At 40.5% G+C, this 22,405-nt stretch carries 23 protein-coding genes and 2 other annotated features; of the genes, 2 read left to right on the plus strand and 21 right to left on the minus strand.

From position 1 onward, the window contains the following. Positions 1-143: 143 nt before the first annotated feature. Positions 144-1,229, minus strand: a complete 1,086-nt coding sequence (locus ACFVSW_RS25785; RefSeq protein WP_387319479.1) for a M42 family metallopeptidase — start codon at positions 1,227-1,229, stop codon at positions 144-146. Positions 1,230-1,304: 75 nt separating this feature from the next. Next, entirely contained in the window at positions 1,305-1,796 is a 492-nt protein-coding gene (locus ACFVSW_RS25790; protein WP_387319480.1) for a dUTP diphosphatase, read from the minus strand. An 88-nt stretch (positions 1,797-1,884) separates the two neighbouring features. Between ACFVSW_RS25790 and ACFVSW_RS25795 the strand changes: the two genes are divergently transcribed. Further along, positions 1,885-2,262: a sigma-w pathway protein ysdB gene (locus ACFVSW_RS25795; RefSeq protein ID WP_387319481.1), complete on the plus strand. Its 378-nt coding sequence runs from the start codon at positions 1,885-1,887 to the stop codon at positions 2,260-2,262. A gap of 19 nt (positions 2,263-2,281) precedes the next feature. Here ACFVSW_RS25795 and ACFVSW_RS25800 read toward each other — a convergent pair whose 3' ends face one another. The 18 genes from ACFVSW_RS25800 to ACFVSW_RS25885 form a co-directional block, all read right to left on the minus strand. Further along, positions 2,282-2,542: a DUF1294 domain-containing protein gene (locus ACFVSW_RS25800; protein ID WP_387319482.1), complete on the minus strand. Its 261-nt coding sequence runs from the start codon at positions 2,540-2,542 to the stop codon at positions 2,282-2,284. 63 nt (positions 2,543-2,605) lie between these two features. Continuing rightward, a complete protein-coding gene (gene rplT, locus ACFVSW_RS25805; protein WP_387319483.1) occupies positions 2,606-2,965 on the minus strand; it encodes a 50S ribosomal protein L20 in 360 nt (119 codons plus the stop codon). Positions 2,966-3,003: 38 nt separating this feature from the next. Continuing rightward, the gene (rpmI, locus tag ACFVSW_RS25810; RefSeq protein WP_024028564.1) at positions 3,004-3,204 is read right to left on the minus strand and encodes a 50S ribosomal protein L35; all 201 of its coding nucleotides are present in this window, start codon (positions 3,202-3,204) and stop codon (positions 3,004-3,006) included. 16 nt (positions 3,205-3,220) lie between these two features. Beyond that, positions 3,221-3,724 (minus strand): translation initiation factor IF-3, encoded by a 504-nt coding sequence (gene infC / locus ACFVSW_RS25815; protein WP_387319519.1) that lies wholly within the window; start codon positions 3,722-3,724, stop codon positions 3,221-3,223. Between the two features lie 134 nt (positions 3,725-3,858). Further along, positions 3,859-3,990, minus strand: a sequence feature (ribosomal protein L20 leader region). A gap of 243 nt (positions 3,991-4,233) precedes the next feature. Beyond that, positions 4,234-6,168, minus strand: a complete 1,935-nt coding sequence (gene thrS / locus ACFVSW_RS25820; protein ID WP_387319484.1) for a threonine--tRNA ligase — start codon at positions 6,166-6,168, stop codon at positions 4,234-4,236. Between the two features lie 72 nt (positions 6,169-6,240). Further along, positions 6,241-6,492, minus strand: a binding site (T-box leader). Between the two features lie 87 nt (positions 6,493-6,579). Then, complete coding sequence (gene ytxC, locus ACFVSW_RS25825; RefSeq protein WP_387319485.1) at positions 6,580-7,461, minus strand: putative sporulation protein YtxC; 882 nt, start codon at positions 7,459-7,461, stop codon at positions 6,580-6,582. 161 nt (positions 7,462-7,622) lie between these two features. Continuing rightward, positions 7,623-8,549, minus strand: a complete 927-nt coding sequence (dnaI, locus tag ACFVSW_RS25830) for a primosomal protein DnaI (protein WP_387319486.1) — start codon at positions 8,547-8,549, stop codon at positions 7,623-7,625. A gap of 12 nt (positions 8,550-8,561) precedes the next feature. Further along, the gene (locus ACFVSW_RS25835) at positions 8,562-9,950 is read right to left on the minus strand and encodes a replication initiation and membrane attachment family protein (protein ID WP_387319487.1); all 1,389 of its coding nucleotides are present in this window, start codon (positions 9,948-9,950) and stop codon (positions 8,562-8,564) included. Positions 9,951-10,052: 102 nt separating this feature from the next. After that, the gene (gene nrdR, locus ACFVSW_RS25840) at positions 10,053-10,514 is read right to left on the minus strand and encodes a transcriptional regulator NrdR (protein ID WP_387319488.1); all 462 of its coding nucleotides are present in this window, start codon (positions 10,512-10,514) and stop codon (positions 10,053-10,055) included. Between the two features lie 100 nt (positions 10,515-10,614). Further along, positions 10,615-10,995 carry a hypothetical protein gene (locus ACFVSW_RS25845; RefSeq protein ID WP_387319489.1) on the minus strand — a complete coding sequence of 127 codons (381 nt, stop codon included), beginning with the start codon at positions 10,993-10,995 and terminating at the stop codon, positions 10,615-10,617. A gap of 109 nt (positions 10,996-11,104) precedes the next feature. Then, entirely contained in the window at positions 11,105-11,479 is a 375-nt protein-coding gene (speD, locus tag ACFVSW_RS25850; RefSeq protein WP_387319490.1) for an adenosylmethionine decarboxylase, read from the minus strand. A 496-nt stretch (positions 11,480-11,975) separates the two neighbouring features. Further along, positions 11,976-13,007, minus strand: coding sequence for a glyceraldehyde-3-phosphate dehydrogenase (locus tag ACFVSW_RS25855; RefSeq protein WP_387319491.1), 1,032 nt, complete (start codon positions 13,005-13,007; stop codon positions 11,976-11,978). 164 nt (positions 13,008-13,171) lie between these two features. Beyond that, positions 13,172-13,777 carry a dephospho-CoA kinase gene (coaE, locus tag ACFVSW_RS25860; RefSeq protein WP_387319492.1) on the minus strand — a complete coding sequence of 202 codons (606 nt, stop codon included), beginning with the start codon at positions 13,775-13,777 and terminating at the stop codon, positions 13,172-13,174. Positions 13,778-13,798: 21 nt separating this feature from the next. Continuing rightward, positions 13,799-14,434: a sporulation membrane protein YtaF gene (gene ytaF, locus ACFVSW_RS25865; protein ID WP_387319494.1), complete on the minus strand. Its 636-nt coding sequence runs from the start codon at positions 14,432-14,434 to the stop codon at positions 13,799-13,801. A 205-nt stretch (positions 14,435-14,639) separates the two neighbouring features. Beyond that, positions 14,640-15,467 carry a DNA-formamidopyrimidine glycosylase gene (gene mutM, locus ACFVSW_RS25870; RefSeq protein ID WP_387319496.1) on the minus strand — a complete coding sequence of 276 codons (828 nt, stop codon included), beginning with the start codon at positions 15,465-15,467 and terminating at the stop codon, positions 14,640-14,642. A gap of 26 nt (positions 15,468-15,493) precedes the next feature. After that, positions 15,494-18,130 carry a DNA polymerase I gene (gene polA / locus ACFVSW_RS25875; protein WP_387319497.1) on the minus strand — a complete coding sequence of 879 codons (2,637 nt, stop codon included), beginning with the start codon at positions 18,128-18,130 and terminating at the stop codon, positions 15,494-15,496. 5 nt (positions 18,131-18,135) lie between these two features. Next, complete coding sequence (gene pnpS / locus ACFVSW_RS25880; RefSeq protein WP_387319498.1) at positions 18,136-19,560, minus strand: two-component system histidine kinase PnpS; 1,425 nt, start codon at positions 19,558-19,560, stop codon at positions 18,136-18,138. Next, positions 19,557-20,273 (minus strand): response regulator, encoded by a 717-nt coding sequence (locus ACFVSW_RS25885; RefSeq protein ID WP_387319499.1) that lies wholly within the window; start codon positions 20,271-20,273, stop codon positions 19,557-19,559. Before ACFVSW_RS25885 ends, pnpS begins: the two co-directional genes overlap by 4 nt. A 195-nt stretch (positions 20,274-20,468) precedes the next feature. On the opposite strand from ACFVSW_RS25885, the gene ACFVSW_RS25890 reads away from it, so the two are divergent. Further along, positions 20,469-21,401 carry a nuclease-related domain-containing protein gene (locus ACFVSW_RS25890; protein ID WP_387319500.1) on the plus strand — a complete coding sequence of 311 codons (933 nt, stop codon included), beginning with the start codon at positions 20,469-20,471 and terminating at the stop codon, positions 21,399-21,401. Positions 21,402-21,919: 518 nt separating this feature from the next. Here the strand turns inward: ACFVSW_RS25890 and ACFVSW_RS25895 are convergent. Next, a complete protein-coding gene (locus ACFVSW_RS25895; protein WP_387319501.1) occupies positions 21,920-22,396 on the minus strand; it encodes a MaoC/PaaZ C-terminal domain-containing protein in 477 nt (158 codons plus the stop codon). Positions 22,397-22,405 lie beyond the last annotated feature (9 nt).

Raw genomic sequence — 22,405 nt, forward strand, 5'->3', positions numbered from 1 at the left:
CGCAGGCGCTTTAGCGCCGAGGAGGCTCACCGCCCGCCCCGCGGAAAGCGAAGCGCCTGGAACGGAAATCAACATTCACTTTTAACACAGCCTTTATATAAAAAATCCCCGGTCAGAAATTACAGCCGGGGATTCCAAACCTATTATTCAAACGTAATCTTATCAACCGTCTCACGGTCTAGGCGCTTAATGACTTCGACAATTAACTTAACAGCGTTTTCGAAATCGTCGCGGTGGAGCATGGCAGCATGTGAATGGATGTAGCGAGTCGCAATTGTAATCGCAAGCGCTGGAACTCCATTATGCGTCAAATGGATGGAACCAGCATCCGTACCGCCTCCGGGAATAGACTCGAATTGATACGGGATGTTCAATTCATCGGCTGTATCGGTAACTAAATCACGCAAGCCTTTATGGGCTACCATAGACGCATCATAGACCACTACTTGCGGTCCTTTGCCCATTTTACTCATTGCTTCTTTTTCAGAAATTCCTGGTGTATCGCCGGCAATACCGACATCGACCGCAAAGCCGATATCCGGCTGGATTTTATAGGTTGCCGTTTTAGCACCACGGAGGCCAACCTCTTCTTGAACCGCCCCAACACCATAAACAACGTTAGGATGCTCAACACCCTTTAATTGCTTCAATACATCAATTGCGATGGCACAGCCAATCCGGTTATCCCAGGCTTTGGCTAACAGCATTTTTTCATTGTTCATGACCGTAAATTCAAAATATGGTACAACCATATCGCCAGGACGGACGCCCCACTCCGCAGCTTCTTCACGGCTTGATGCCCCGATATCAATAAACATATCTTTAATTTCGACTGGCTTCTTGCGGGCTTCCGCCGACAGTATATGCGGAGGCTTAGAACCGATAATACCGGTTACATCGCCCTTTTTCGTCACGATCGTCACGCGCTGTGCGAGCATAACCTGGCCCCACCAGCCGCCAACCGGTTGAAAACGAAGGAAGCCTTTGTCATCAATTTGGGTGATCATGAAGCCGACTTCGTCTAAGTGGCCGGCTACCATGATTTTCGGGCCGCCCTCTTTTCCTACCTTTTTGGCAATTAAACTGCCAAGTCCATCAGTAGTAATTTCATCTGCAAATGGCTCTATGTATTTCTTCATTACTTCGCGGACTTCACGCTCATTGCCGGGAATTCCTTTGGCATCAGTTAAGTCTTTTAACATCGTTAATGTTTCATCTAAATTTGCCATCCAATAGCCCCCTGATTTATGTATTTGTACGACATTCATTATACAGAAAAAAACTGCAAATTTACAAATTTTCTGCTAATAGTTATTCTGCTGTCTTTGATAATTTACTTCGTTTTTCCGGAAATATGCCTGTTCTATTTCTCCCTCCGTAAATCCCAGCTGTTCCGCTAATACTAAATAGGCGGCAAACAAGTCTATGTAACTCGATAAATTTTTCGCTTGCTGAAAAATATTTACCAGTTCATAAACACGAAGGAACTGATCGGTAGCATCTAAGGACAACCCATGCATCTTCAATTCCATCTGTTCTGCATCGAATCCACATTCAATCCCTAGTGACAAAATAAAATGGATTCCATCCACAAACTCTTCGAGAATCACATCTTTAGCAGAAGATGGCTTCACACTCCAAAATTTAAAACAGCGGGTTTCATTAGCTAATTCACCTATTTCTACAAGCAATGCAACCACCTTTCTGTTAAATAAATCTTCGTTCAGCAGACCATGCTTTTCTTCAATATGGCGATCCAACGCCTTTTGCATTTCGAATAGTTTTTCAAATTGCATATCAATCATTACTCCTTAAAGAAAAATTATTGAAACTTTTTTCATCATGGTTCGTATTAAAAGAAAAATAGGTGTAGGAGGCTTGGCCATGATTTGGTTACTGCGCTTCGTATTGTTGTTTTTCATTTTTTTCTTATTTTATGCTGTCGTAAAAATTCTTTTTACATCGAGCAGAAAACTTGAATCTGCCCGTAAACATAACCGATTTTTATTAATCGATAATGACGATGTTAGAAAAAACTTTATGCTCACCTATAAAGGTGCGGTGTTTGCCGGTGAAAAATACATGGGAACTGCAGATAACACCTTTGACGTTGTCTCGATCTCGATTTGGCCTGAGAGTACGATCTCTCTTAAAGGGCTTGTAAAGGATGACTTTTTTTATATTGATAAAAAAATACTTGAGAACTATCCAAATGCCGAAATCAATTGGAAAAGCCCTGTGAAGGAATTTTTACAGCAATAGCCGCCTGCATCGCGGCTTTTTATATTAGCCATTTAACGAAAAGAATAAGTTCAATAACTGCAAGAACGGGGAAGCCAATTTTAAACGATAAATGCTTTGTTTTATGACGATAAAGCTGCATTCCGGCCGTTGCTCCAACAGCTCCTCCAAATAGCGCCACAAGCCACAAGGTCCGCTCGCGAATTCTGTACTCGTGCTTTTTCGCCCGCTTTTTATCCTCTCCCATAATCCAAAGTCCAACAATATTCATGATAAAAATGACAGCCAACATTACTTTCATATCCTACCGCCCCTTTATGAGAAAAAGCCATCCTCATCATAAGAGAATGGCTTTACTATATAATTACTTGTTGTTTTGTTGCTTTGCAGCGTTCGCTAATTCAGCAAATGCGTTTGCATCGCTTACTGCTAATTCAGCAAGCATCTTGCGGTTTACTTCGATACCAGCAAGCTTTAAGCCGTGCATTAAACGGCTGTAAGAAAGACCGTTCATACGAGCTGCTGCGTTGATACGAGTAATCCAAAGTTTGCGGAAGTCGCGTTTTTTCTGGCGACGGTCGCGGAAAGCATACATTAATGATTTCATAACCTGCTGGTTAGCAACTTTATATAATGTATGTTTTGAACCATAATAACCTTTTGCTAATTTTAAAACTTTTTTACGACGCTTGCGCGTAACTGTACCGCCTTTTACACGTGGCATGTAATTTCCCTCCAATATTGAAATCGATCACTTCTTGATTACTTAACGTAAGTTAACATTTGACGAACGCGTTTGAAATCTCCTTTAGAAATAAGAGATGCTTTACGAAGTTTACGTTTTGCTTTTGTAGATTTGTTTGCGAATAAGTGGCTTGTATAAGCATGGTCACGTTTTAACTGACCAGAACCAGTTCTCTTGACACGCTTTGCAGCGCCGCGGTGAGTTTTCATTTTTGGCATTGGGATATCCTCCTTATTACTTTTCGATTTTAGGTGCTAGGACAAGGAACATGCTTCGTCCATCCATTTTCGGATGTGACTCGATGGTCGCAACTTCCTTGCAAGCTGTGGAGAAACGGTCTAACACACGTTGACCAATTTCTTTATGGGTAATCGCCCGGCCTTTGAAGCGGATTGAAGCTTTTACCTTGTCGCCTTTTTCCAAGAACTTAATTGCATTGCGAAGCTTTGTATTAAAGTCATGCTCATCAATTGTCGGGCTCAGACGAACTTCTTTTGTAGTGATGATCTTTTGATTCTTACGAGCTTCTTTTTCTTTCTTTTGCTGCTCGAATTTAAATTTGCCATAGTCCATAATCCGGGCTACCGGAGGCTTTGCGTTTGGCGCTACAAGTACCAAATCAAGATTCACTCGTCCGGCAATCTCCAACGCTTCGAATTTGGTTTTAATCCCTAATTGTTCGCCGTTTTGATCAATCAGACGAACTTCACGAGCGCGAATACCCTCATTTAACAACATGTCTTTGCTAATAATTAGCCACCTCCAAGGTTTTATCACGAATACTTTCGTCTAGGTCAAGAAACATCTGAGTAAACATCATGACCGAATCGACAGGTATGAAAAACTTTTTATCAGTGTTTTTGCTTAAGTACACAAATAAAAAAGTGCGGATGAATACACCCACACTTTACAGAACATAAGTAAGAAACAAAAAGTTCAAGTAAAACCTGCCAACTGCTCATATGCGTTAATCAGGTGAGAAGCGGGTGCTTCTTCTTTTCCCAAAACAGTATTCAATTTTCACCTTAGTAACTATAACATAAGCAAAGATGTAATGTCAAATAAACTATTAACAAATGACAACGAAATTTAGTTTAACAAGAATCTAAAGAATTTTCAACTGTTTTTTTAAAACAAAAAAAGAGGAGGCCCTCTTTCTTTGGCCGAAAGGAAAGTAAAACTTTCCTTTCAGGCATAAGTGCAACTACGTCTCTGTCTTCGCCAATCGAGGAGTTTTCTATATTTTACTATCCTTTTTTCACTTCAGCCATTATTGCGGCTAAAAATTCAGCAAATGGCTTTGTCTCAGAGTTTTGCTCACCATATTTGCGGATATTTACGGCCTGGTTTTCTACTTCTTTGTCGCCGACGACAAGCATGTATGGTATTTTTTGCATTTGTGCTTCACGGATTTTATAGCCTACTTTTTCATCACGGCCATCCAGCTCAACACGGAAACCTTCGTTTTGCAGCTGTTCTTGAACTTGTTTTGCATAATCATAATGCGCACCCGGCGATACTGGAATAACTTGAACCTGCACCGGAGCGAGCCATGTTGGGAATGCTCCCTTGTATTCTTCGATTAAGAAGGCTACAAATCGTTCCATTGTTGATACGACACCGCGGTGGATAACAACAGGACGATGCTGTTTGCCATCTTCTCCAACATAAGTTAAGTCAAAACGCTCAGGCAACAAGAAGTCTAATTGAACAGTAGAAAGTGTTTCTTCCTTACCTAAAGCAGTCTTTACTTGAACGTCTAGTTTAGGACCATAGAAAGCCGCTTCGCCTTCCGCTTCAAAATAGTCAAGACCCAAGTCATCCATTGCTTCCTTAAGCATGCCCTGCGCTTTTTCCCACATTGCATCATCGTCAAAATACTTTTCAGTGTCTTGAGGATCACGGTAGGATAGACGGAAGGAATAATCATTTAAATTAAAGTCTTTATATACAGCTAAAACAAGGTTAACTACCCGCTTAAATTCATCTTTAATTTGGTCAGGACGGACGAAGATATGGGCATCATTTAACGTCATTCCCCGTACACGCTGCAGTCCTGATAAGGCGCCGGACATTTCATAGCGATGCATGGTTCCAAGTTCAGCGATTCGAATCGGCAGTTCACGGTAGCTGTGAATTGCATTTTTGTAGACCATCATATGGTGCGGACAGTTCATTGGACGAAGGACTAATTGCTCGTTATCCATGTCCATAACCGGGAACATATCTTCTTGATAATGGGCCCAGTGACCTGAAGTTTTATAAAGATCAACACTGCCCATCACAGGAGTATAAACATGGTCATACCCTAGTCGGACTTCCTTATCAACAATATAGCGCTCGACGATGCGGCGGATTGTTGCCCCTTTAGGAAGCCATAACGGTAATCCTTGACCAACTAATTGGGAATTAGTGAACAGGCTCAATTCTTTCCCAATTTTACGGTGATCACGCTCTTTTGCTTCTTCAAGCAGACGAAGGTGTTCCGCTAAATCTTCTTTTTTGAAAAAGGCAGTACCGTATACGCGCTGCAGCATTTTATTATCGCTGTCACCACGCCAGTAGGCACCAGCAATGCTCAATAATTTAAATTCTTTAATTTTCCCCGTTGATGGGACATGTACACCTCGGCAAAGGTCCACAAATTCACCTTGTTGATAAAGTGTGACCGTCTCCCCCTCGGGTATCGCTTCAATGAGTTCAAGCTTATAAGGATCATCCATTTCTTTAAAAAGCTGAACAGCCTCATCCCTGCTTACTTCTTTGCGAATAATCTCAAGGTTTTCGTTGACGATTTTCGCCATTTCTTTTTCGATTTTCGGCAGATCTTCAGGTGTTAATGATTCCTCAAGATCCATGTCATAATAGAAGCCGCCTTCAATGACCGGCCCGACGCCAAGATTGACGTTAGGATAAAGCCTATTAACTGCTTGGGCCATTAAATGCGCCGTGCTGTGACGCAACACTTCTAAAGCATCACTGGAATCAGGAACAACGATTTCTATCGAACCATCCTCAAAGATTGGACGGCGAAGGTCGACCAATTGACCGTTCCATTTGCCGGCAATCGCCTTTTTCTTAAGGCCGGGGCTTATGGAAGCGGCGATATCTTCTGTTGTGGTTCCATGCGGGAACTCCTTTACTGCCCCATCTGGAAACGAAAACTTAACAACGTCTGACATAACAACTCCTCCTTAAATTTGAGCGCCATTTAAGGTCGCTTTTCTAATAAAAATAAAAAAACCCGTCCCAGGAATAGGGACGAGTTTTGAATAACACGTGGTTCCACCCAATTTTTCATTTTCAATAAAATACGTAATTGAAAAAGACTTTGGTCAGGTAACGGCTGTAGCCGTCAACAATTACTTGCCTCACAAAAAGCTGAAGTGTTCACTGCTGAAGTTCAAAGGTGGTAAGTATATTTTTCGTGTTAGGAGACTTTCAGCCGCGGACTCCCTCTCTATTAAACCGTAAAAAAATACTGTTATCCTTATCATTACTGTTGCTGTAATATTTATTATGTATGTTATTATAATGACTTCGAATTTAAAAAGCAAGGTACATAAAACTAAATATTGTCATAATTTTATTCTTTATGCCTGATTTTCTGAAGAATTTTTTTCAGATGCCCATTTCCTTTGCTCACGGAGGGCTGCAAACGTTTTGATGGTCACTCTTTCTTCAAAGATATTTTTGATTGTTCTAACCAGCGGTTCGTCAGGGTCTTTCGTGTAAATAAAAATAGATGTCGGTGCCAGCGATAACAGCGGTGCAATTGATACAGAATCAACATATACAGGATGATTAACTAATAATTTTCGATCAATCATTCTTGTTAATTCCCCTCTTTTTATCTCGACAAAAAGTTCATTATAAAAAGTAATTTCCTCATCAAATAATAAATGAAGAATTGCCATTTTCGGCTCCCGGCTTGCCAAAAACTCCCGCAGCATTTGCACAAACATTTGATATTCCTGTTCCATTTTATATTCATCAATCGCAATCTCTACATAGCTTTCTAAATTCTGCAGATAGGGACGCAGGCGGAATTTCAGGAAAGATTCAAACGAAAATGAGATATCATCGTGAAAAATATGATCGATTGCTGCCATAATATAATCCGGCTCGAAACTTGTTTCCTTTATAAAAACAGCGAGGTCCTGTCTTTGACCATCAAATACAGAGTAAATAATCTCGATTATTTGCTGCTGCTCTTCTAAATCCTCATAGTAAAATTGTTCTTTTAATATCTCTCTAAACCAGTCATCGCGTTTGACATTGGTAATAAAATCATAAAATGCAGTTTTAATCCAATCAAACATATCAATGGAAATGCCGCCATCTAAAATTTTTACTATATGTCGATCTTCTAAAAGAAGAATATTTTGATTATCCGGATTTAGCGGTAAATACTTCAGCAAGTGGTTATAGAACCTTCGTGCCTCCTGCTTGCTTCGGAAGATGATTTCTGCCAACCAAAACCCCCCTTTTCAGCCAATCTCTGTTTTAATATATATGGGGGACTTGGCCAAAATAGAAGTTGGCAGACAGCAGCATTTCAATATTTACTGTAAATAAATTAAAGAAAAAAAAGAAACACTGATATTCTTCAGTGTTCCTGGCTATTATTTTTAACTTATCTGCGATTCGGCCCATCGACCTGCACCGGCTCGCTCAAGGTTCGAATTCGCTCCATAATTCGTCTTGCTTTCATTTTCTCTTCTTCCCCCCGCTGGCTGTAGGTCAAATGATGCTCCAGCCCTTGGAAGTCAAAATTAGAGGTGAAGAATGTTGGCAGGCTCTCAAGCATCCGGAACTGGAGGATTGGTCCCAGTACCTCGTCCCTTGTCCAGCTTGACATGGCTTCAGCACCAATATCATCTAACATGAGGATTGATTCCTTTTTCAGTGCTTCAATTTTTTCGTTTAAAGTGGAATCAGCAATTGAACTCTTCATTTCCCTCAGCAGTTCCGGGACATACACAATCATCGAGGCTATTTGTTTTTTCGCTAGTTCATTAGCAATCGCCCCTAGCAAATAGGATTTCCCCACTCCGAATTTTCCGTAGAGGTATAGGCCTTTTGCTTTTTTACCGGCTTCATAATTCATTAAGAAGGTTGCGGCCTTATCACCGGCATCGAGCCTTCCTGAATCCCCTTCAAAGTCCTCGAAGGTCGCTTCCAAAATATCTCTTGGTACATAAAGGCTTTTAATTAGCTTTTCATTTTTCTTCTTTTCATCGGCCATGACTTTTCTTGGGCAACGTTTATAAATAACATCAATTGAGTTTCGGGCAAACACTAATTCAGGGTGATAGCCCTTCATAAAGTTAATACATTTTTCAAGACTTTCGCAGTGATCGCATTCCTTGCTCTGATTTGTGTATTCAAATAGTTTGCTCATGCTTTTTTCAATCATCTCTTGCGTCATCTCGGCTTGATGCTTAGCTAAAAATGCTTTAATATCCGGATGTTGAAGGACTTGTTGACGCTGCTGCTGATAACGTTTTTGAAAATTTTCATTCGAGGCCAGCCGCTGTAATGTTTTGTTTATTTTCTCCACAATCTGTCACCTCTACTTCCTGAAGGCCTTTAATTTTTCTTCTATGGCACGCTTTTTCGCTTCATCTTCTGTTTTATTTCCTTGTGAAGCATCTTTTGCTGCTGCTTCAGAGCTTTCATCAAACCACTCAGGGATTAGCTCTTTCCTTATAGGCTTTTTGTTAGTACTCTTTCCAGCCTTTTTTCTTTCATTTTGTGCATTTTTATTATCTTTTGCGAGATCCATCGCTTTTTTCACCGTTTTTACCTGCAGCCGCGCCCAAGTACTGGCAACGGCATCGACATAGTTCTTTGAAAATTTCATTTTCGTTTCTATCAGGACAACATCAATTAAAACATTTACCACGCCAGGAGGAAGCTTATATTTAATCATTACTTCTTCCAAAAGCTTCAAATTTGCCTCTGAAGGCTCTACTCCACCTGAGCGATCTTTAAAAACGGTTAGCGGGGAGGTAGTTTCGTAATAACGGATTAATATTTCTTCCTGGGTCTTCGGTTCAGATAATTGAACTTGGAAGGCAGCCGGCTGGGTTCGGTTAATCAGACTCGGCAGCTGGTCATAATTGACAAATTGATACCAATCTCGAGCCCCTTTTCTTAATTCCTCAATATCAATCTCATCATTCGGATTAACAGCGCCTAAAATGAAGTTCTTCATTTCAATCGGATTAATTTTATAAAGAAATGCAAGATTGCTAATCACAGTCTTGACCTTAGTGGTTAGTGCCTTTTTCGGGACAAGCGATTCATTCAGACCTGCTTCTAATAATTCAAAATCGAACGTGCTATGATCAATTTGAATCGGGGTTGCTTCGTTTCGCCCGATAAACTGCTGATTTTCACCCGCTTCAATATCTTTTGAAATATCCTGGAGATACTGAAGACTAGCAGGTGTGGCCGATTCAAACACATCCTGAAAGGCTTTTGTCACATCCTGATATTCTTTTTCCTCTTGTATGAGCTGGTCGGTAAAGAATCGTTTTAACCGAGCAAAATGATTTTTTCCTATCTTTCGATAGAGATATATATTTAGCATCCCATCTAAAAAGAATTGCTCTGGGTTCAATGGAGGGTTTAGCTCGTAAATAAACGACCGCCCATTCTCATCCGTTTTAACAAATGTTTTTATTAACCCAATACCCTCAAGCTTGAGTCTCGCTTCGTAAATATCCTTTAAATTCATTCCTAATAGATTCATCAAAAGATGGTGGGTGGAGGATTCCGACCAAAGCCGATTTTCCTCCAGTTCTGCCCAGAGAGTCATATACAAACTAAAGCAAGTTGAGCCGATCAAAGGCTGATATAGAAACGTCAGCACTTTTCGGTCATACTCGTGCAAGAGCCCATTAGCCGCTACAAGATAACGGTCGATAGGAAGAATTTCCTGCCAATGCTGCGCCATATCCACCCAACCTTTCCCCAATAATTTTAATAACTGTCTAGCTTTACCGCTAAGGCACTTCCGCTTTTCTAATAAAAAAGAGCCAAAGCCCCCTTTAGCTCCTTAGGATTGTTCTCTTTTGATTAATTCTTTTAATTCATCAATAAACACATTGATATCTTTAAATTGACGGTAGACAGAAGCAAATCTTACGTAGGCGACTTCATCTACATGTGCCAGCCTGTCCATCACCATTTCGCCAACTGCTTCACTTTTAATTTCGGAAATCCCCTGGCTGCGAAGCTCCTTTTCGACACCATGGGTGATATCTTCTAATTCCTTTAGGGCAACAGGCCGTTTCTCACAGGCCTTAATTAACCCCCTTAGTATTTTATCACGGCTGAATTCTTCTCTTGTCCCTTCCTTTTTTACGACGATTAAAGGAATCTCTTCAATTTTTTCAAAGGTAGTAAAGCGATAGCCGCATTCTTCGCATTCCCTCCTTCTCCTTGTTGCACGTCCTTCGTCAACAGGCCGGGAATCAAGCACGCGTGTACCATAATTTTGACATGAGGGGCATTTCATTAATAATCAGCTCCAAATCTACACAATCAAACCCGAACAAAATCCTTACCTTTATTTTATGAAAAAGAGGATTCTTATACAAGTAAAAGTGTTATCCGTTTTATCTTGTTCCTAAGGATGTATGCACTCGATTAATCCGCTCGTAATAGGAGATAATCCGCTTTTTTAAGTCGGGATAAGCACCGAGAAGTGAAAATTTTTCAGATGATATATTAAAATCAACTGCAGTTTCCAGCGGTTTTACAGATACTATTGTCACGATCAAGAAGCAGGAAAACGGTTTACTGACTTCGACTGCAATTTCTCCATGCTCTTTCGAAACGGTCGTCACCCGGCAATCGGCATCCTCATGAAATAACTTTTCAACTGATGCAAACAACTGATTGAAGGTTGCCTTATAATAATGCGTTTTCAAAGATTCGTCAGTTTGTCGGTCAGACGTTTCAATTTGCTTCTTAAATCGAGTAAATAAATTAACCATACTATCCCTCCATTATTCGTTCCTTTTCTCTTAGTTTACAACATTATCGGCGAAATATAAAAAGAGGTGTACTATTACATACACCTCTTAGCTACAATTTTTATTAGAATTACAGAGCCTTTGCCTGATTTACATTTACAGGACCCATGCCGCGTGGAATTTCAATATTTTCACGTGTTTCGGCATTTAAAGCTTCAGCAATATAATCAGCCGCTACATTCGGATTTAGATCGCCGCATGTATAGACATCAATGCTTGCATATCCATGTTCCGGAAAGCTATGAATGGTAAGGTGTGATTCAGAAATAATAACCACTCCACTTACACCCTGCGGAGCAAATTTATGAAAAGCTACCTCCCGAATTTCTGCACCTGATTTAAGAGCCGCATCAACAAAAGTTCTTTCAATAAAATCAATATCATTCAATTTTTCAAAGTCGCATCCCCAGAGTTCAGCGATGACATGACGTCCCATTGTTTCCATATTTAATTCCCCCTAACCTTTTTGAGATCCCTCTTGAAATCCGTTATTGACGGTATCTTTGAGCGGCCACGGGGGAAAGTTAGTCCAAAGAGGTCCTAACCCTTTAAGCAGCTAATCGGCACCTAATTTCAAGAAGTTCACGATGACTAGTATACTTTGTTTATATTTATTTTGCAACCTATCAAAAAAAAATTTATACACGAAAAGCGCATGAATAAAAAAACAGTAATTTCAAAACTATTCTATGCATAATTGTCCTAAATGGAACAAAAAAATGCTGTCGATAGACAGCATTTTTTTATTTCTTTTGCTTGTTAAAAGTGCATGTTGATTTCCGTTCCAGGCGCTTCGCTTTCCGCGGGGCGGGCGGTGAGCGCCTGCGGGGTCTCACCTGTCCCGCTGCTCCCGCAGGAGTCTCGCGCCTTCCACTCCAATCAACATTGTGCTCAAAATCAACAATGTTCTTTAACACAACCAATTCTTTTGCCTAATTGAACTATCCGACCTTCACCTGCGTCGTTTTTGCCAGTTTTTCTGCTACATATAGAGTTAGATCAACTACACGCGAGGAATACCCCCACTCATTGTCATACCACGCTAACACTTTTACCTTCCTTGTTCCCATCACCATTGTCGAAAGTCCGTCAATGATAGCAGAATGTTCATTGGTATTAAAATCAACAGATACTAATGGTTCCATTGTGAAGTCTAATATTCCTTTTAATGAACCGCTGGCCGCTTCAATGAAAGCCTTATTGATATCATCAACCGTCACATTTTCATTTAAGTCCACAACTAGATCCACCAGCGATACGTTTGGTGTAGGAACGCGCAGTGACATCCCGTGCAATTTCCCCTTCAGCTGTGGTAGAACAAGTGACAATGCTTTGGCAGCCCCCGTTGTCGTTGGAATAATCGATTGTCCACATGCACGTGCCCTCCGTAAATCTTTATGCGGATTATCGATATTTTTTTGGTCATTTGTGTAGGCATGAATGGTGGTCATTAAGCCGCTTTCAATTCCAAATTTTTCATCTAACACCTTTGCTACCGGTGCAAGGCAGTTTGTCGTACAGGAGGCATTTGAAATAATATCATGCACCGAAATATCAAGCATTTCATCATTAACACCCATCACAATAGTAACATCCTCATTTTTCCCCGGAGCTGTCAAAATTACTTTCTTGGCTCCTGCTTCCAAGTGAAGAGCGGCCTTTTCTCTGGCATTAAACTTTCCAGTAGCCTCAATCACGATATCTACCCCAAGTGTTCTCCATGGAAGCTCCTCGGGATTGCGATTACTTAATAGCTTGATTCTTTTTCCATTCACGATTAACTCATTATCTAAAGGGATCACATCTCCCTGAAAAGGTCCATGGTTTGTATCATATTTAAGTAAATGAGCTAATGTTTCTGCCGGATAGCTCGCATTTATGGCCACAATCTCCAGCTTTTTTTCCAGGATTGCTTTTCTAAAAACCATCCTTCCAATTCTCCCGAAACCATTAATTGCAATTCTCGCCTTCATTTGACGGCCCCTTCCGTATTTATGTTATACTTATGACTTGTTTTGATGGTATTAGTATAACATAATTAGGTTTAATTGTGATGAACAAAAGGCGGATTTTTTAAATGTTCAATAATTCTGATAATAAATAACAAAAAAAGAGATGGCTGAACACCCTCTCTCGTTTATTTCGAATATATTCGCCAGCGATTTAATAAATCGGTGAGCTGTTTTTTTGTTTCTTCTAGTGTTCCATTATTGTCAATGACCTCATCTGCTAGCTTTACTTTATCAGCCAGAGGCATTTGCGAGCGGACCCTTGCCTCGGCATCATCGTTGGACAGTTGATTCCTGTCGATTAACCGTTGTAATTGTGTTTCGCTGTCCACGTAAACAAGAATCGTTTTATCCACCATATAGGTTAATTTACTTTCAAATAATAAAGGAATATCAAGAACAATGACGCTTTCGCCGTTCTGTTTGGCTACTTCAATTTGTTCCGTCATCCTTCTTCTAACTTCGGGATGGACGATTTCGTTTAAGAGGCGTCTTTTCTCTCCATGATGAAAAATAATTGAGCCCAACTTCGGGCGGTCAATTTCCCCATTCTCCATTAAAATCTCCGCACCAAATTCAGCAATGATTTTATTGTAAGCAGGTTCTCCTTTTTCCACCGCCAGGCGTGCTTCTACATCGGCATCGACTACTGGAATATCCATTTCTTTAAACATCTTTGATACGGTACTTTTTCCACTGGCAATTCCGCCTGTTAACCCAATGACTAGTGACATATGCTATTCCTTTCGACATAATTATAATTTCCATACCCCAATAATAATTAGCAGGATCCCTGGTAAGAATGTGAACTTTTGAATCCATTCAAATTTATGAAAAAAAGTTCCGCTTTTGATGCCTAAAAGTACAAATAGTGAGCTCATTATCGCAACAGATGCCGCTAAATAAATCGGAGAGTATCCAAGCATTGCTGCTCCAATTCCTGCACCAAATGAATCTAGTGATAGAGCAAAACCAAGCATCAACGCCTCAATTCCGGTAATCGTACCTGATTGATCAAAATCAGCAGACATAGGTTTTTTCAGGATATTAATCGCTAATCCTAGGGAGCGTATTTCAAAATTCACAATGGTTTTTTCTTGTTTTAAAATTTCCTTTTCTTTCACTGGCCGGAAAAATTGAAACAAAACCCAGGCACCGAGACCTATTAGTATGACTCCTCCCAGGCTTGCTGTGATGCTCGCTGATAATATTTTTTCAAGGCCATGCCCGATTGACACGGCAAGCATTAAAGAAACAGCCGAGCATGTTGCAATAATGAGAACTGACTTAATCGGCATTACCATTTGCCTCAAACCATACGTAAACCCTACGCTAAAGCTGTCAAGGCTGAGAGCAAAAGCTAAAATGAGAAGTGAGAACAACTGAACCATTGCTTATAGGACTCCTTCCTCCACAATCACTAAGATAGTATATGGCAGGAGCCCATCCGATGTTAACAGAAAAGCGAAAGCGCCTTGATCAGGCGACAGGCATAAGACGAGCCGGCGAGAAGGCTGCTTTTTAGCCTTCTTGACGGATTGGCTGTAGACCTGCGAGACCCTAGGCGCTGGAGCTGGACAGTTCTCAAAGTCTGAGTTAAAGTTTCTGGCATGTCGGGCAATAATGGGTGCCTCTGCCCCCTACAGTCGTTTTCTCAAGCGGAGTTCCACAACGTTTACATTCTTCTCCCTTGCGCCCGTAGGCATATAATTCAAGCTGAAACATCCCGATTTCACCTTGAGAATTAACATACGAGCGGATTGTGCTGCCGCCTTTTTTAACCGCCTCAGTTAAGGTAGCAACAATTTCACGGTGCAGGGTGGCAATTTCCGCTTCATTTAATGTGCTAGCAAGCCGCTCCGGGTGGATTCCTGCCCGGAAAAGCGCTTCATCGACATAAATGTTGCCAAGACCAACAAAAACTTTCTGGTCTAAAAGCGCCGGTTTAATTTTCCGGTTCGTTTTTCTCAGTCTCCCAGCCAAATACTTTTCCGTAAATTCTTCTGAAAAAGGTTCCGGACCAAGGTCAAGCAAGGGAGGTTTTAGAAATTCTTCGCCTTTTTTATATAAATGCATCGTGCCAAATTTTCGAACGTCTCGATACCTTAAGTCAGTATCATCTGTAAAGTGAAAAATGACATGGGTATGTTTATCAAATGGCTCGCGCTTTGGGTAAAGTCCGTATTTCCCTTCCATTCGCAGGTGGGACACTAATGCGTAATGATTCGTATAAAAAATTAAAAATTTCCCTCTTCTGCCGACATCTATAATCGTCTCTCCTCTTAAGGCATCAATAAATTGCTCAACCTCTAACGGATTTTTGATGATTTTCGGCCAATAGACGGAAATATTATCAATCGTCTTATTGGCAACTAACTGTATTAATGTTTTCCGGACGGTTTCCACCTCAGGCAGTTCTGGCATATAGAAGGACCCCCTTTGCTGTAAATTTATTTTGCGTCAAACCAGGTTGAACCGTAAGAATAGTCCACTTTCAATGGCACCTTTAATTCAAGGGCATTCTCCATCACTAAAGGAACTAAGCTTTTAAGTATCTCCACTTCATCCTCGGGAGCTTCGAAAATTAATTCATCGTGCACTTGCAGTAACAGCCTAGTTTTTAAGCCCTTATCCTTCAATGCTTCGTCCATGTCAATCATTGCTTTTTTAATAATGTCGGCAGCACTGCCTTGAATTGGGGTGTTCATTGCTGTTCTTTCCGCAAAGCTTCTTATGTTAAAATTACGGGCAGTAATTTCAGGAATGTATCGTCTTCTTTGCATCAGGGTGGTCACATACCCTTTTTGTCTTGCTGAGTGAATAATGTCGTCCATATACTCCTTCACACCCGGATAGGTATCAAGGTAACGCTCAATAAATTGACCGGCTTCTTTCCTTGTAATCCCCAAGGATTGGGAAAGACCATAATCACTAATTCCATAGACAATACCAAAGTTAACAGCCTTTGCCTGGCGTCTCATGTTTGAGGTAACTTCATCCTTTTCAACATGGAACACTTCCATCGCTGTCTTCGTATGGATGTCCAGATCATCCTTAAAGGCTTGAATTAGCTTTTCATCGCCAGCAATGTCTGCCAGTACCCGAAGTTCAATCTGCGAGTAGTCAGCGGCAAAAATGACCCAGCCTTTTTCAGATGGAACAAAAGCCTGACGAATCTTTCGGCCCTCCTCAAGACGAATCGGGATATTTTGCAAATTAGGGTCTATCGAGCTCAGCCGGCCTGTCGCAGTTAATGTCTGTTGATATCGTGTATGGATTTTTTCCGTTTTTGGATTAATTACTTTTAGCAAGCCCTCAATATAAGTAGATTGGAGCTTCCCGAGCTGCCGATATAGTAGAATATGTTCAATAATTTCGTGATCGCCTGCTAATTTTTCTAAAACATCTGCAGAAGTTGAATGGCCTGTTTTCGTTTTCTTAAATGAATGCAGACCGAGCTTTTCAAATAAGATAATCCCTAGCTGCTTAGGTGAGTTAATATTAAATTTCTCACCCGCTAATTCACAAACTTTCTCTTCAATTTCAATTAATCGCTCATTTAGCTCTTTTCCCATCAACTGAAGGCGTTCTCGCTCAACCCTGATTCCGTATGATTCCATATCGGCTAAAATGAGTGATAGAGGCATTTCAAGTTCCGTAAATAATTCATATTGCTCATTACGTCTTAATTCATCTTCGAGTTTTTCTCTTAAATCGGACATGGCAAGTCCTTTACGAATCAGATGTGCAGCAAGCTGAGCAGTTTCAGGAACCCTTCGTTTCGCACCTTTCCCATAAAACGATTCATCCGGCTGGATATTAAAGAGATCGTACCTTTTCGCGATAGCGGCTAGATCTTCAATATTTTCTGAAGGATTAATGAGATAGGAAGCCATCAAAATATCAAAATTTGCCCCTTTTAAATGGATGTCATACCTTCTTAAGGAAACCTCCGAACGCTTCGCATCATAAACCGTTTTCTTAATCCCTTCATCTTCTGCCCATTTTTTAAAAACTTCTGATTTTAACGCAAGATCCGTTGGCAAGTAGAAATTTCCTTTTTCATTCACAAGAGAAAAACCAATAATATCAGCATAATGATAATTATCATCAAGCATTTCCACATAGAAATAATTGTCATCGGCAAACATCGCTTCTGTTATTTCAGTAGGGATAATATAGTCAACCTCTTCAAGCTCCGGCTCCTCTGTTACAGCTGTATCATCGCCTAATTTGTCTAATAACGTTTGAAAGCCTAATTCCTTAAACAAACCGACTAGTTTTTCCCGGGTAAACCCTTCATAGGCAATTGCTTCTATATCGACTTCCACAGGGGCTTGCCGTTCGATTGTCGCAAGTTCTTTACTCATGATTGCCTGGTCTTTAAATTCCTCCAGTTTTTCCTTCAGTTTATTTCCCGATACCTGTTCAATCGAGTTTAACAAGTTTTCCAGCGTTGAAAACTCTTTTAACAGCTTTATAGCTGTCTTTTCGCCGACTCCTGGGACACCAGGGATGTTATCGGAAGCATCGCCCATTAAGCCCTTCATATCGATAATTTGCTCGGGAGTCAGGCCGTATTTTTCTCCGATATGCTTCGGGGTATATTCTTCAATATCAGTAATCCCTTTTCGGGTGATTCCCACGGTTATAGCTGGAGAGGATAGCTGTGTTAAGTCCTTGTCCCCGGAGATCACTTTTACTTCATAGCCATCTTTTTCCCCGGTTAAAGAAAGGGTCCCGATAATGTCATCCGCCTCGTAATTTTCAAGCTCATATCTCGAAATACCGTAGGCGTCTAATAGTTCACGAATGAATGGAAATTGCTCTGATAATTCCGGCGGGGTTTTCTGCCTTCCGCCTTTGTACTCTGTAAAGGTTTTATGACGAAAGGTAGTTTTTCCAGCATCAAATGCGACAAGCATGTGTGTTGGTCTTTCATCCTCCAAAATCTTCATCAGCATCATTGTAAAACCGTATACCGCGTTTGTATGAATTCCTTTATCGTTATTAAGCAGGGGGAGTGCAAAAAAAGCACGGTAGGCTATACTATTTCCATCTATAAGTACAAGCTTTTTCTTTTCCACCTAGTTCACCCTTCCAAAATCTTTTTGTCGAGTTCTAGAATAAACTCACTACCTTCACCGACATCACTTTTTACACTAATTTTTCCATGATGTGCTTCTACTAAATGTTTAACAATCGCTAAGCCAAGTCCCGTTCCTCCGGAATTACGGCTTCTATCCCTGTCTACTCGGTAAAATCGTTCAAAGATGCGCGGAATTTCTTCCTTTTTAATTCCAACACCTGAATCTTTAACATGAATCCGAACATTTCGCTCATAGTCAAGAAGGATGATTTTCACATTTCCTCCAGATGGCGTATACGTAATCGCATTACCAATTAAATTGATAAACACCTGCTTTAAACGATCAAAGTCACCGTTAATGAGTACATGCTTCTGCTTGCTGTAAAATTCAAGGGCAACATTCTTCGCTTCTGCTTTTCCAGACAGAAGGGCAATGACTTCTTCGAGCATTGGATGCAAATCGACTTGCTGGAGTGTTAATTCAAAGCCTTGCTGCTCAATCTTAGAAAGCTCTAATAAATCATGAATGAGCGATTGCAGCCTGTCACTTTCTTTTAAAATAATCGACAGAAATGCTTCTAACGTTTCTTGATTGTTCATCGCTCCATCCAAGAGAGTCTCTGTAAATCCTTTAATAGATGTAACTGGAGTTTTAAGTTCGTGTGAAACATTGGCGACAAAGTCCTTGCGCATTTGCTCGAGCTTTTTTAGTTCGGTAATATCGTGGAAAACGAGCAAAACACCTTTCCAAACATTGTTCGTTCCAATAATAGGAATACCGTAGACAACAAAATATTTTCTTTCGATGATTAATGGAATATGTAACTGCTTGCTTACCATCTGTTCTGTCCGGAACACCTCAGCGACGATATAGCAAATTTCTTCTTGATCAATTACCTCATAATAAAGCTTTGATAAATAATCAGTTGTATTTACTTGAAAAATATCACTATAGCCTTTATTAATGAGATTTATGTACCCGCGGCTGTCGATTAAGACTAACCCTGATCCCATATTTTCAATTAAAGCGGTCAAACGATCCTGCTGCATTTCATGCGCTTTTGTCAGTTCTTGAAGATTCTCAGCCAGCATATTGATAGATGTACCCAACATTCCTGCATCGTCCAAGCGCTCAACTTTTGTTCTGGCCCGGTAATTTCCATTAGCTAATTCGATTGCGACTTCTGTTGCCGCTTTAATCGGTTTTGTATACCTGGAGGTAATTCTTAATCCCAGAAAAATAATGACGACCACTGCAATCCCAAGAATAATCAAAAGGCTCCACCAGATTTCCAATTGGAGAGTTTCATTAAGTGAGTCTAAGAAATCAATTTTAAATATCTGGCCAAGCAATATTCCTAATCCAACTAATACAGTAATAATTAAGGCAATTAGCGTAATTAGAAGTCTAGTTCGGAATTTCGTCATTCTCCTTTAGGCTCCTCCATTTTATAACCGAGACCGCGCATGGTTTTAATATAGACCGGCTTCTTCGTATCTACTTCAATTTTCTCCCGTAAATGCGAGATATGTACATCAACAATTCTAGTATCGCCCGCAAAATCATAATTCCAAACGGAACTTAGTAATTGATCTCTAGTTAATACCCGGCCTTTATTTTGGGCGAGATAAAGCAGTAATTCAAATTCCTTTAAGGTCAACTCCAATTGCTCGGCTTTATAATAGGCTTCATATTTTTCAGGATAGATAGTTAAATTCCCTATTTCAATGTTCCCCTCATTATTATCGTTCTCTTCAACCGCCTCCGTTTGAACCTGGGTTCTTCTTAAGATTGCCTTTACACGGGCAATCACTTCTCTAGGACTGAATGGTTTAACCATGTAGTCGTCAGCGCCAAGCTCGAGGCCTAGTATTTTGTCGAATTCATCATCTTTTGCCGTTAACATTAATATCGGGGTCATGATCCCCTTTTGGCGAAGCTGTTTGCAAACTTCCATCCCATCTAAATTTGGCAGCATCAGATCTAGCACAATCATATCTGGTGACTCAGTTTCAGCTAATTTTTTTCCTGTTTGCCCATCCATTGCCGTGATAACTTCATATCCAGCCTGTTCAAAATTATATTGAAGTAAGGTTACAATCGATTGCTCATCATCGACAACAAGTACTTTATTTTTCATACGATCCCCCGCTATTCAAGATACCTACATTATATCTTTAAGGTATAGGGATTATCTAGTTTTAGGGACCGATATTTGAAAACGGCGTGTGGATTGGAATTTTTTATAAAAGTTAACAAATTTGTCATGCTTCTGTTCGGACCACTGCTATATCTTTTGTAAAATAGACTTAGGAAATTAGGAAGGAAGTGGAATATGGCTTACAAACCACGCACTACACCGGTTGAAATACTAAAATTACGAATTTTAAACACACGAATGGATTTAGCCACAGAGACGAAGAAGTATTATTTAAACAAGGAAAAAGGCTATGAAGGGGAGGTTCAGTTTGACTTATTGACGGAAAAGCTTCAAAGTAATGGCTTAATTTTAAACGACCTGCAGCTCGAGATTGACAACTCGCCTTTCCAACTTGATACCACAATCATTTTCCAAGAAACTATTTTCCCTATTGATGTAAAAAATTATCAAGGAGATTTTATTTTTAAACCCGACAGACTTGAAACGACTTCCGGAAAGCAATATAAGAATCCGCTCGACCAATTAAAACGCAGCAAATTCTTGCTCGGTCAACTCCTCCAAAAGCATGGGTATAATTTTGCCATCGAGGGATACATAGTATTTATTAACCCCGAGTTTACCCTATATCAGGCGCCCCTAAATGAATCTTTTATTTTCCCTACACAGCTAAATGCATTTATGAAAAAATTAGATGCGCAGCCGACAAATTTAACTTATCGCCACAAGGCACTAGCTGACAAGCTGGTTTCTTTACATCAAACGAAATCACCTTTTAATAAGGTACCTGCTTATGATTATGATGGTATGCGAAAAGGTGTTACTTGCAAGGTGTGCAATTCGTTTAAGGTTGATGTTCCTGTTGGTGGCGGTTGTGGTGTTGGCGGTGGCAAGAAGATGGTTTGTGGTGATTGCGGGTGTGAGGAAGGGGTTGTCTTGGCTGTTTTGCGCTCTGTAGAGGAAATAAAGATATTGTTCCCTGATATGAAAATTACTACAAATATTGTTTATGAGTGGTGTGGGGGGATTGTGTCTAAAAAGGTAATTAGAACAATCCTTAAGGAAAACTTTAAAGCAATCGGGGAAAGCAGGCATTGCTATTATGAGTGAAACTGAATAAATGGCATAACTTATGTTCACCACTTATTTTAATAGTGTTACTCATTCTTCTTGGTCACTAAAAACCAGGTTTATTGACCTAAGGAGCTTATCTTTTTTCTGGCATTTCAAACAACACCGGTCTCTGTGACCGGGAGACAGCTTTTTGCCTCTTTCCGGGCACTGAGGTTCGCTCTCTGTGACCGGGAGATAGCTTTTTACCTCTTTCCGGGCACTAAGAACCGGTCTCTGTGACCGGGAGATAGCTTTTTACCTCTTTCCGGGCACTAAGAACCGGTCTCTGTGACCGGGAGACTGCTTTTTGCCTCTTTTCGGGCACTGAGGTCCGCTCTCTGTGACCGGGAGACTGCTTTCTGCCTCTTTCCGGGCACTGAGGTTCGCTCTCTGTGACCGGGAGATAGCTTTTTGCCTCTTTTCGGGCACTGAGAACCGCTCTCTGTGACCGGAAGACTGCCTTTTGCCTCTTTTCGGGCACTTTAAACCGCTCTTAATACGAATAATGGTGGTGCTTAGAAATTCTCCAAAGCCGTCCCATGGAATTCTTCTAATCGATGCGGCGGGCAGACTTTTATATGACCGGTGATAACCGCTTCATTTTTTTCATTCGTACCAGCAACATTGATAACCACAGTATGCTCACCACTATTTACTTCGATCACCTCAAACAAAAACTCAACTGTTCCGTAATGATAGACCGGCTTCGTGAATTCAATTTCCTGACTTAAGATATGACTTCCCGGTCCAGGTAAATATTTTGAGATAGCTGAGCTAATCATCCCTGTAAGCATGATACTTGGAACAATCGGTTTTTCAAATGGCGTCTGTGACGCATAGTCATGTTGTATGTAAAGAGGGTTCGCGTCATCAGTTAATCCTAAATATAGCAGAAGATCCTTATCTTCGATTTTCTCCGTCAAGGATAACTTTTCACCAACCGTTATTTCATCAATCCTTCGGCCAAGCTTTCTTTTTTTTCCTAAAAGCATCCAACACAC

Source organism: Neobacillus sp. NPDC058068 (assembly GCF_042885335.1).
Classification (GTDB): Bacteria; Bacillota; Bacilli; order Bacillales; family Cytobacillaceae; genus Neobacillus.

Bases quoted from the DNA above. Each gene is read 5' to 3' on its own strand.
- mutM (WP_387319496.1), bottom strand. From the start codon at position 15,467: ATGCCAGAACTGCCTGAGGTGGAAACCGTCCGGAAAACATTAATACAG.
- ACFVSW_RS25795 (WP_387319481.1), top strand. From the start codon at position 1,885: ATGATTTGGTTACTGCGCTTCGTATTGTTGTTTTTCATTTTTTTCTTA.
- speD (WP_387319490.1), bottom strand. From the start codon at position 11,479: ATGGAAACAATGGGACGTCATGTCATCGCTGAACTCTGGGGATGCGAC.
- ACFVSW_RS25790 (WP_387319480.1), bottom strand. From the start codon at position 1,796: ATGCAATTTGAAAAACTATTCGAAATGCAAAAGGCGTTGGATCGCCAT.
- ACFVSW_RS25890 (WP_387319500.1), top strand. From the start codon at position 20,469: ATGGCTTACAAACCACGCACTACACCGGTTGAAATACTAAAATTACGA.
- rpmI (WP_024028564.1), bottom strand. From the start codon at position 3,204: ATGCCAAAAATGAAAACTCACCGCGGCGCTGCAAAGCGTGTCAAGAGA.
- rplT (WP_387319483.1), bottom strand. From the start codon at position 2,965: ATGCCACGTGTAAAAGGCGGTACAGTTACGCGCAAGCGTCGTAAAAAA.
- ytaF (WP_387319494.1), bottom strand. From the start codon at position 14,434: ATGGTTCAGTTGTTCTCACTTCTCATTTTAGCTTTTGCTCTCAGCCTT.
- ACFVSW_RS25835 (WP_387319487.1), bottom strand. From the start codon at position 9,950: ATGGCGCAGCATTGGCAGGAAATTCTTCCTATCGACCGTTATCTTGTA.
- coaE (WP_387319492.1), bottom strand. From the start codon at position 13,777: ATGTCACTAGTCATTGGGTTAACAGGCGGAATTGCCAGTGGAAAAAGT.
- ACFVSW_RS25885 (WP_387319499.1), bottom strand. From the start codon at position 20,273: ATGAAAAATAAAGTACTTGTTGTCGATGATGAGCAATCGATTGTAACC.
- ACFVSW_RS25895 (WP_387319501.1), bottom strand. From the start codon at position 22,396: ATGCTTTTAGGAAAAAAAAGAAAGCTTGGCCGAAGGATTGATGAAATA.
- pnpS (WP_387319498.1), bottom strand. From the start codon at position 19,560: ATGACGAAATTCCGAACTAGACTTCTAATTACGCTAATTGCCTTAATT.
- ACFVSW_RS25855 (WP_387319491.1), bottom strand. From the start codon at position 13,007: ATGAAGGCGAGAATTGCAATTAATGGTTTCGGGAGAATTGGAAGGATG.
- ACFVSW_RS25845 (WP_387319489.1), bottom strand. From the start codon at position 10,995: ATGGTTAATTTATTTACTCGATTTAAGAAGCAAATTGAAACGTCTGAC.
- thrS (WP_387319484.1), bottom strand. From the start codon at position 6,168: ATGTCAGACGTTGTTAAGTTTTCGTTTCCAGATGGGGCAGTAAAGGAG.
- nrdR (WP_387319488.1), bottom strand. From the start codon at position 10,514: ATGAAATGCCCCTCATGTCAAAATTATGGTACACGCGTGCTTGATTCC.
- ACFVSW_RS25800 (WP_387319482.1), bottom strand. From the start codon at position 2,542: ATGAAAGTAATGTTGGCTGTCATTTTTATCATGAATATTGTTGGACTT.
- ACFVSW_RS25785 (WP_387319479.1), bottom strand. From the start codon at position 1,229: ATGGCAAATTTAGATGAAACATTAACGATGTTAAAAGACTTAACTGAT.
- infC (WP_387319519.1), bottom strand. From the start codon at position 3,724: ATGTTGTTAAATGAGGGTATTCGCGCTCGTGAAGTTCGTCTGATTGAT.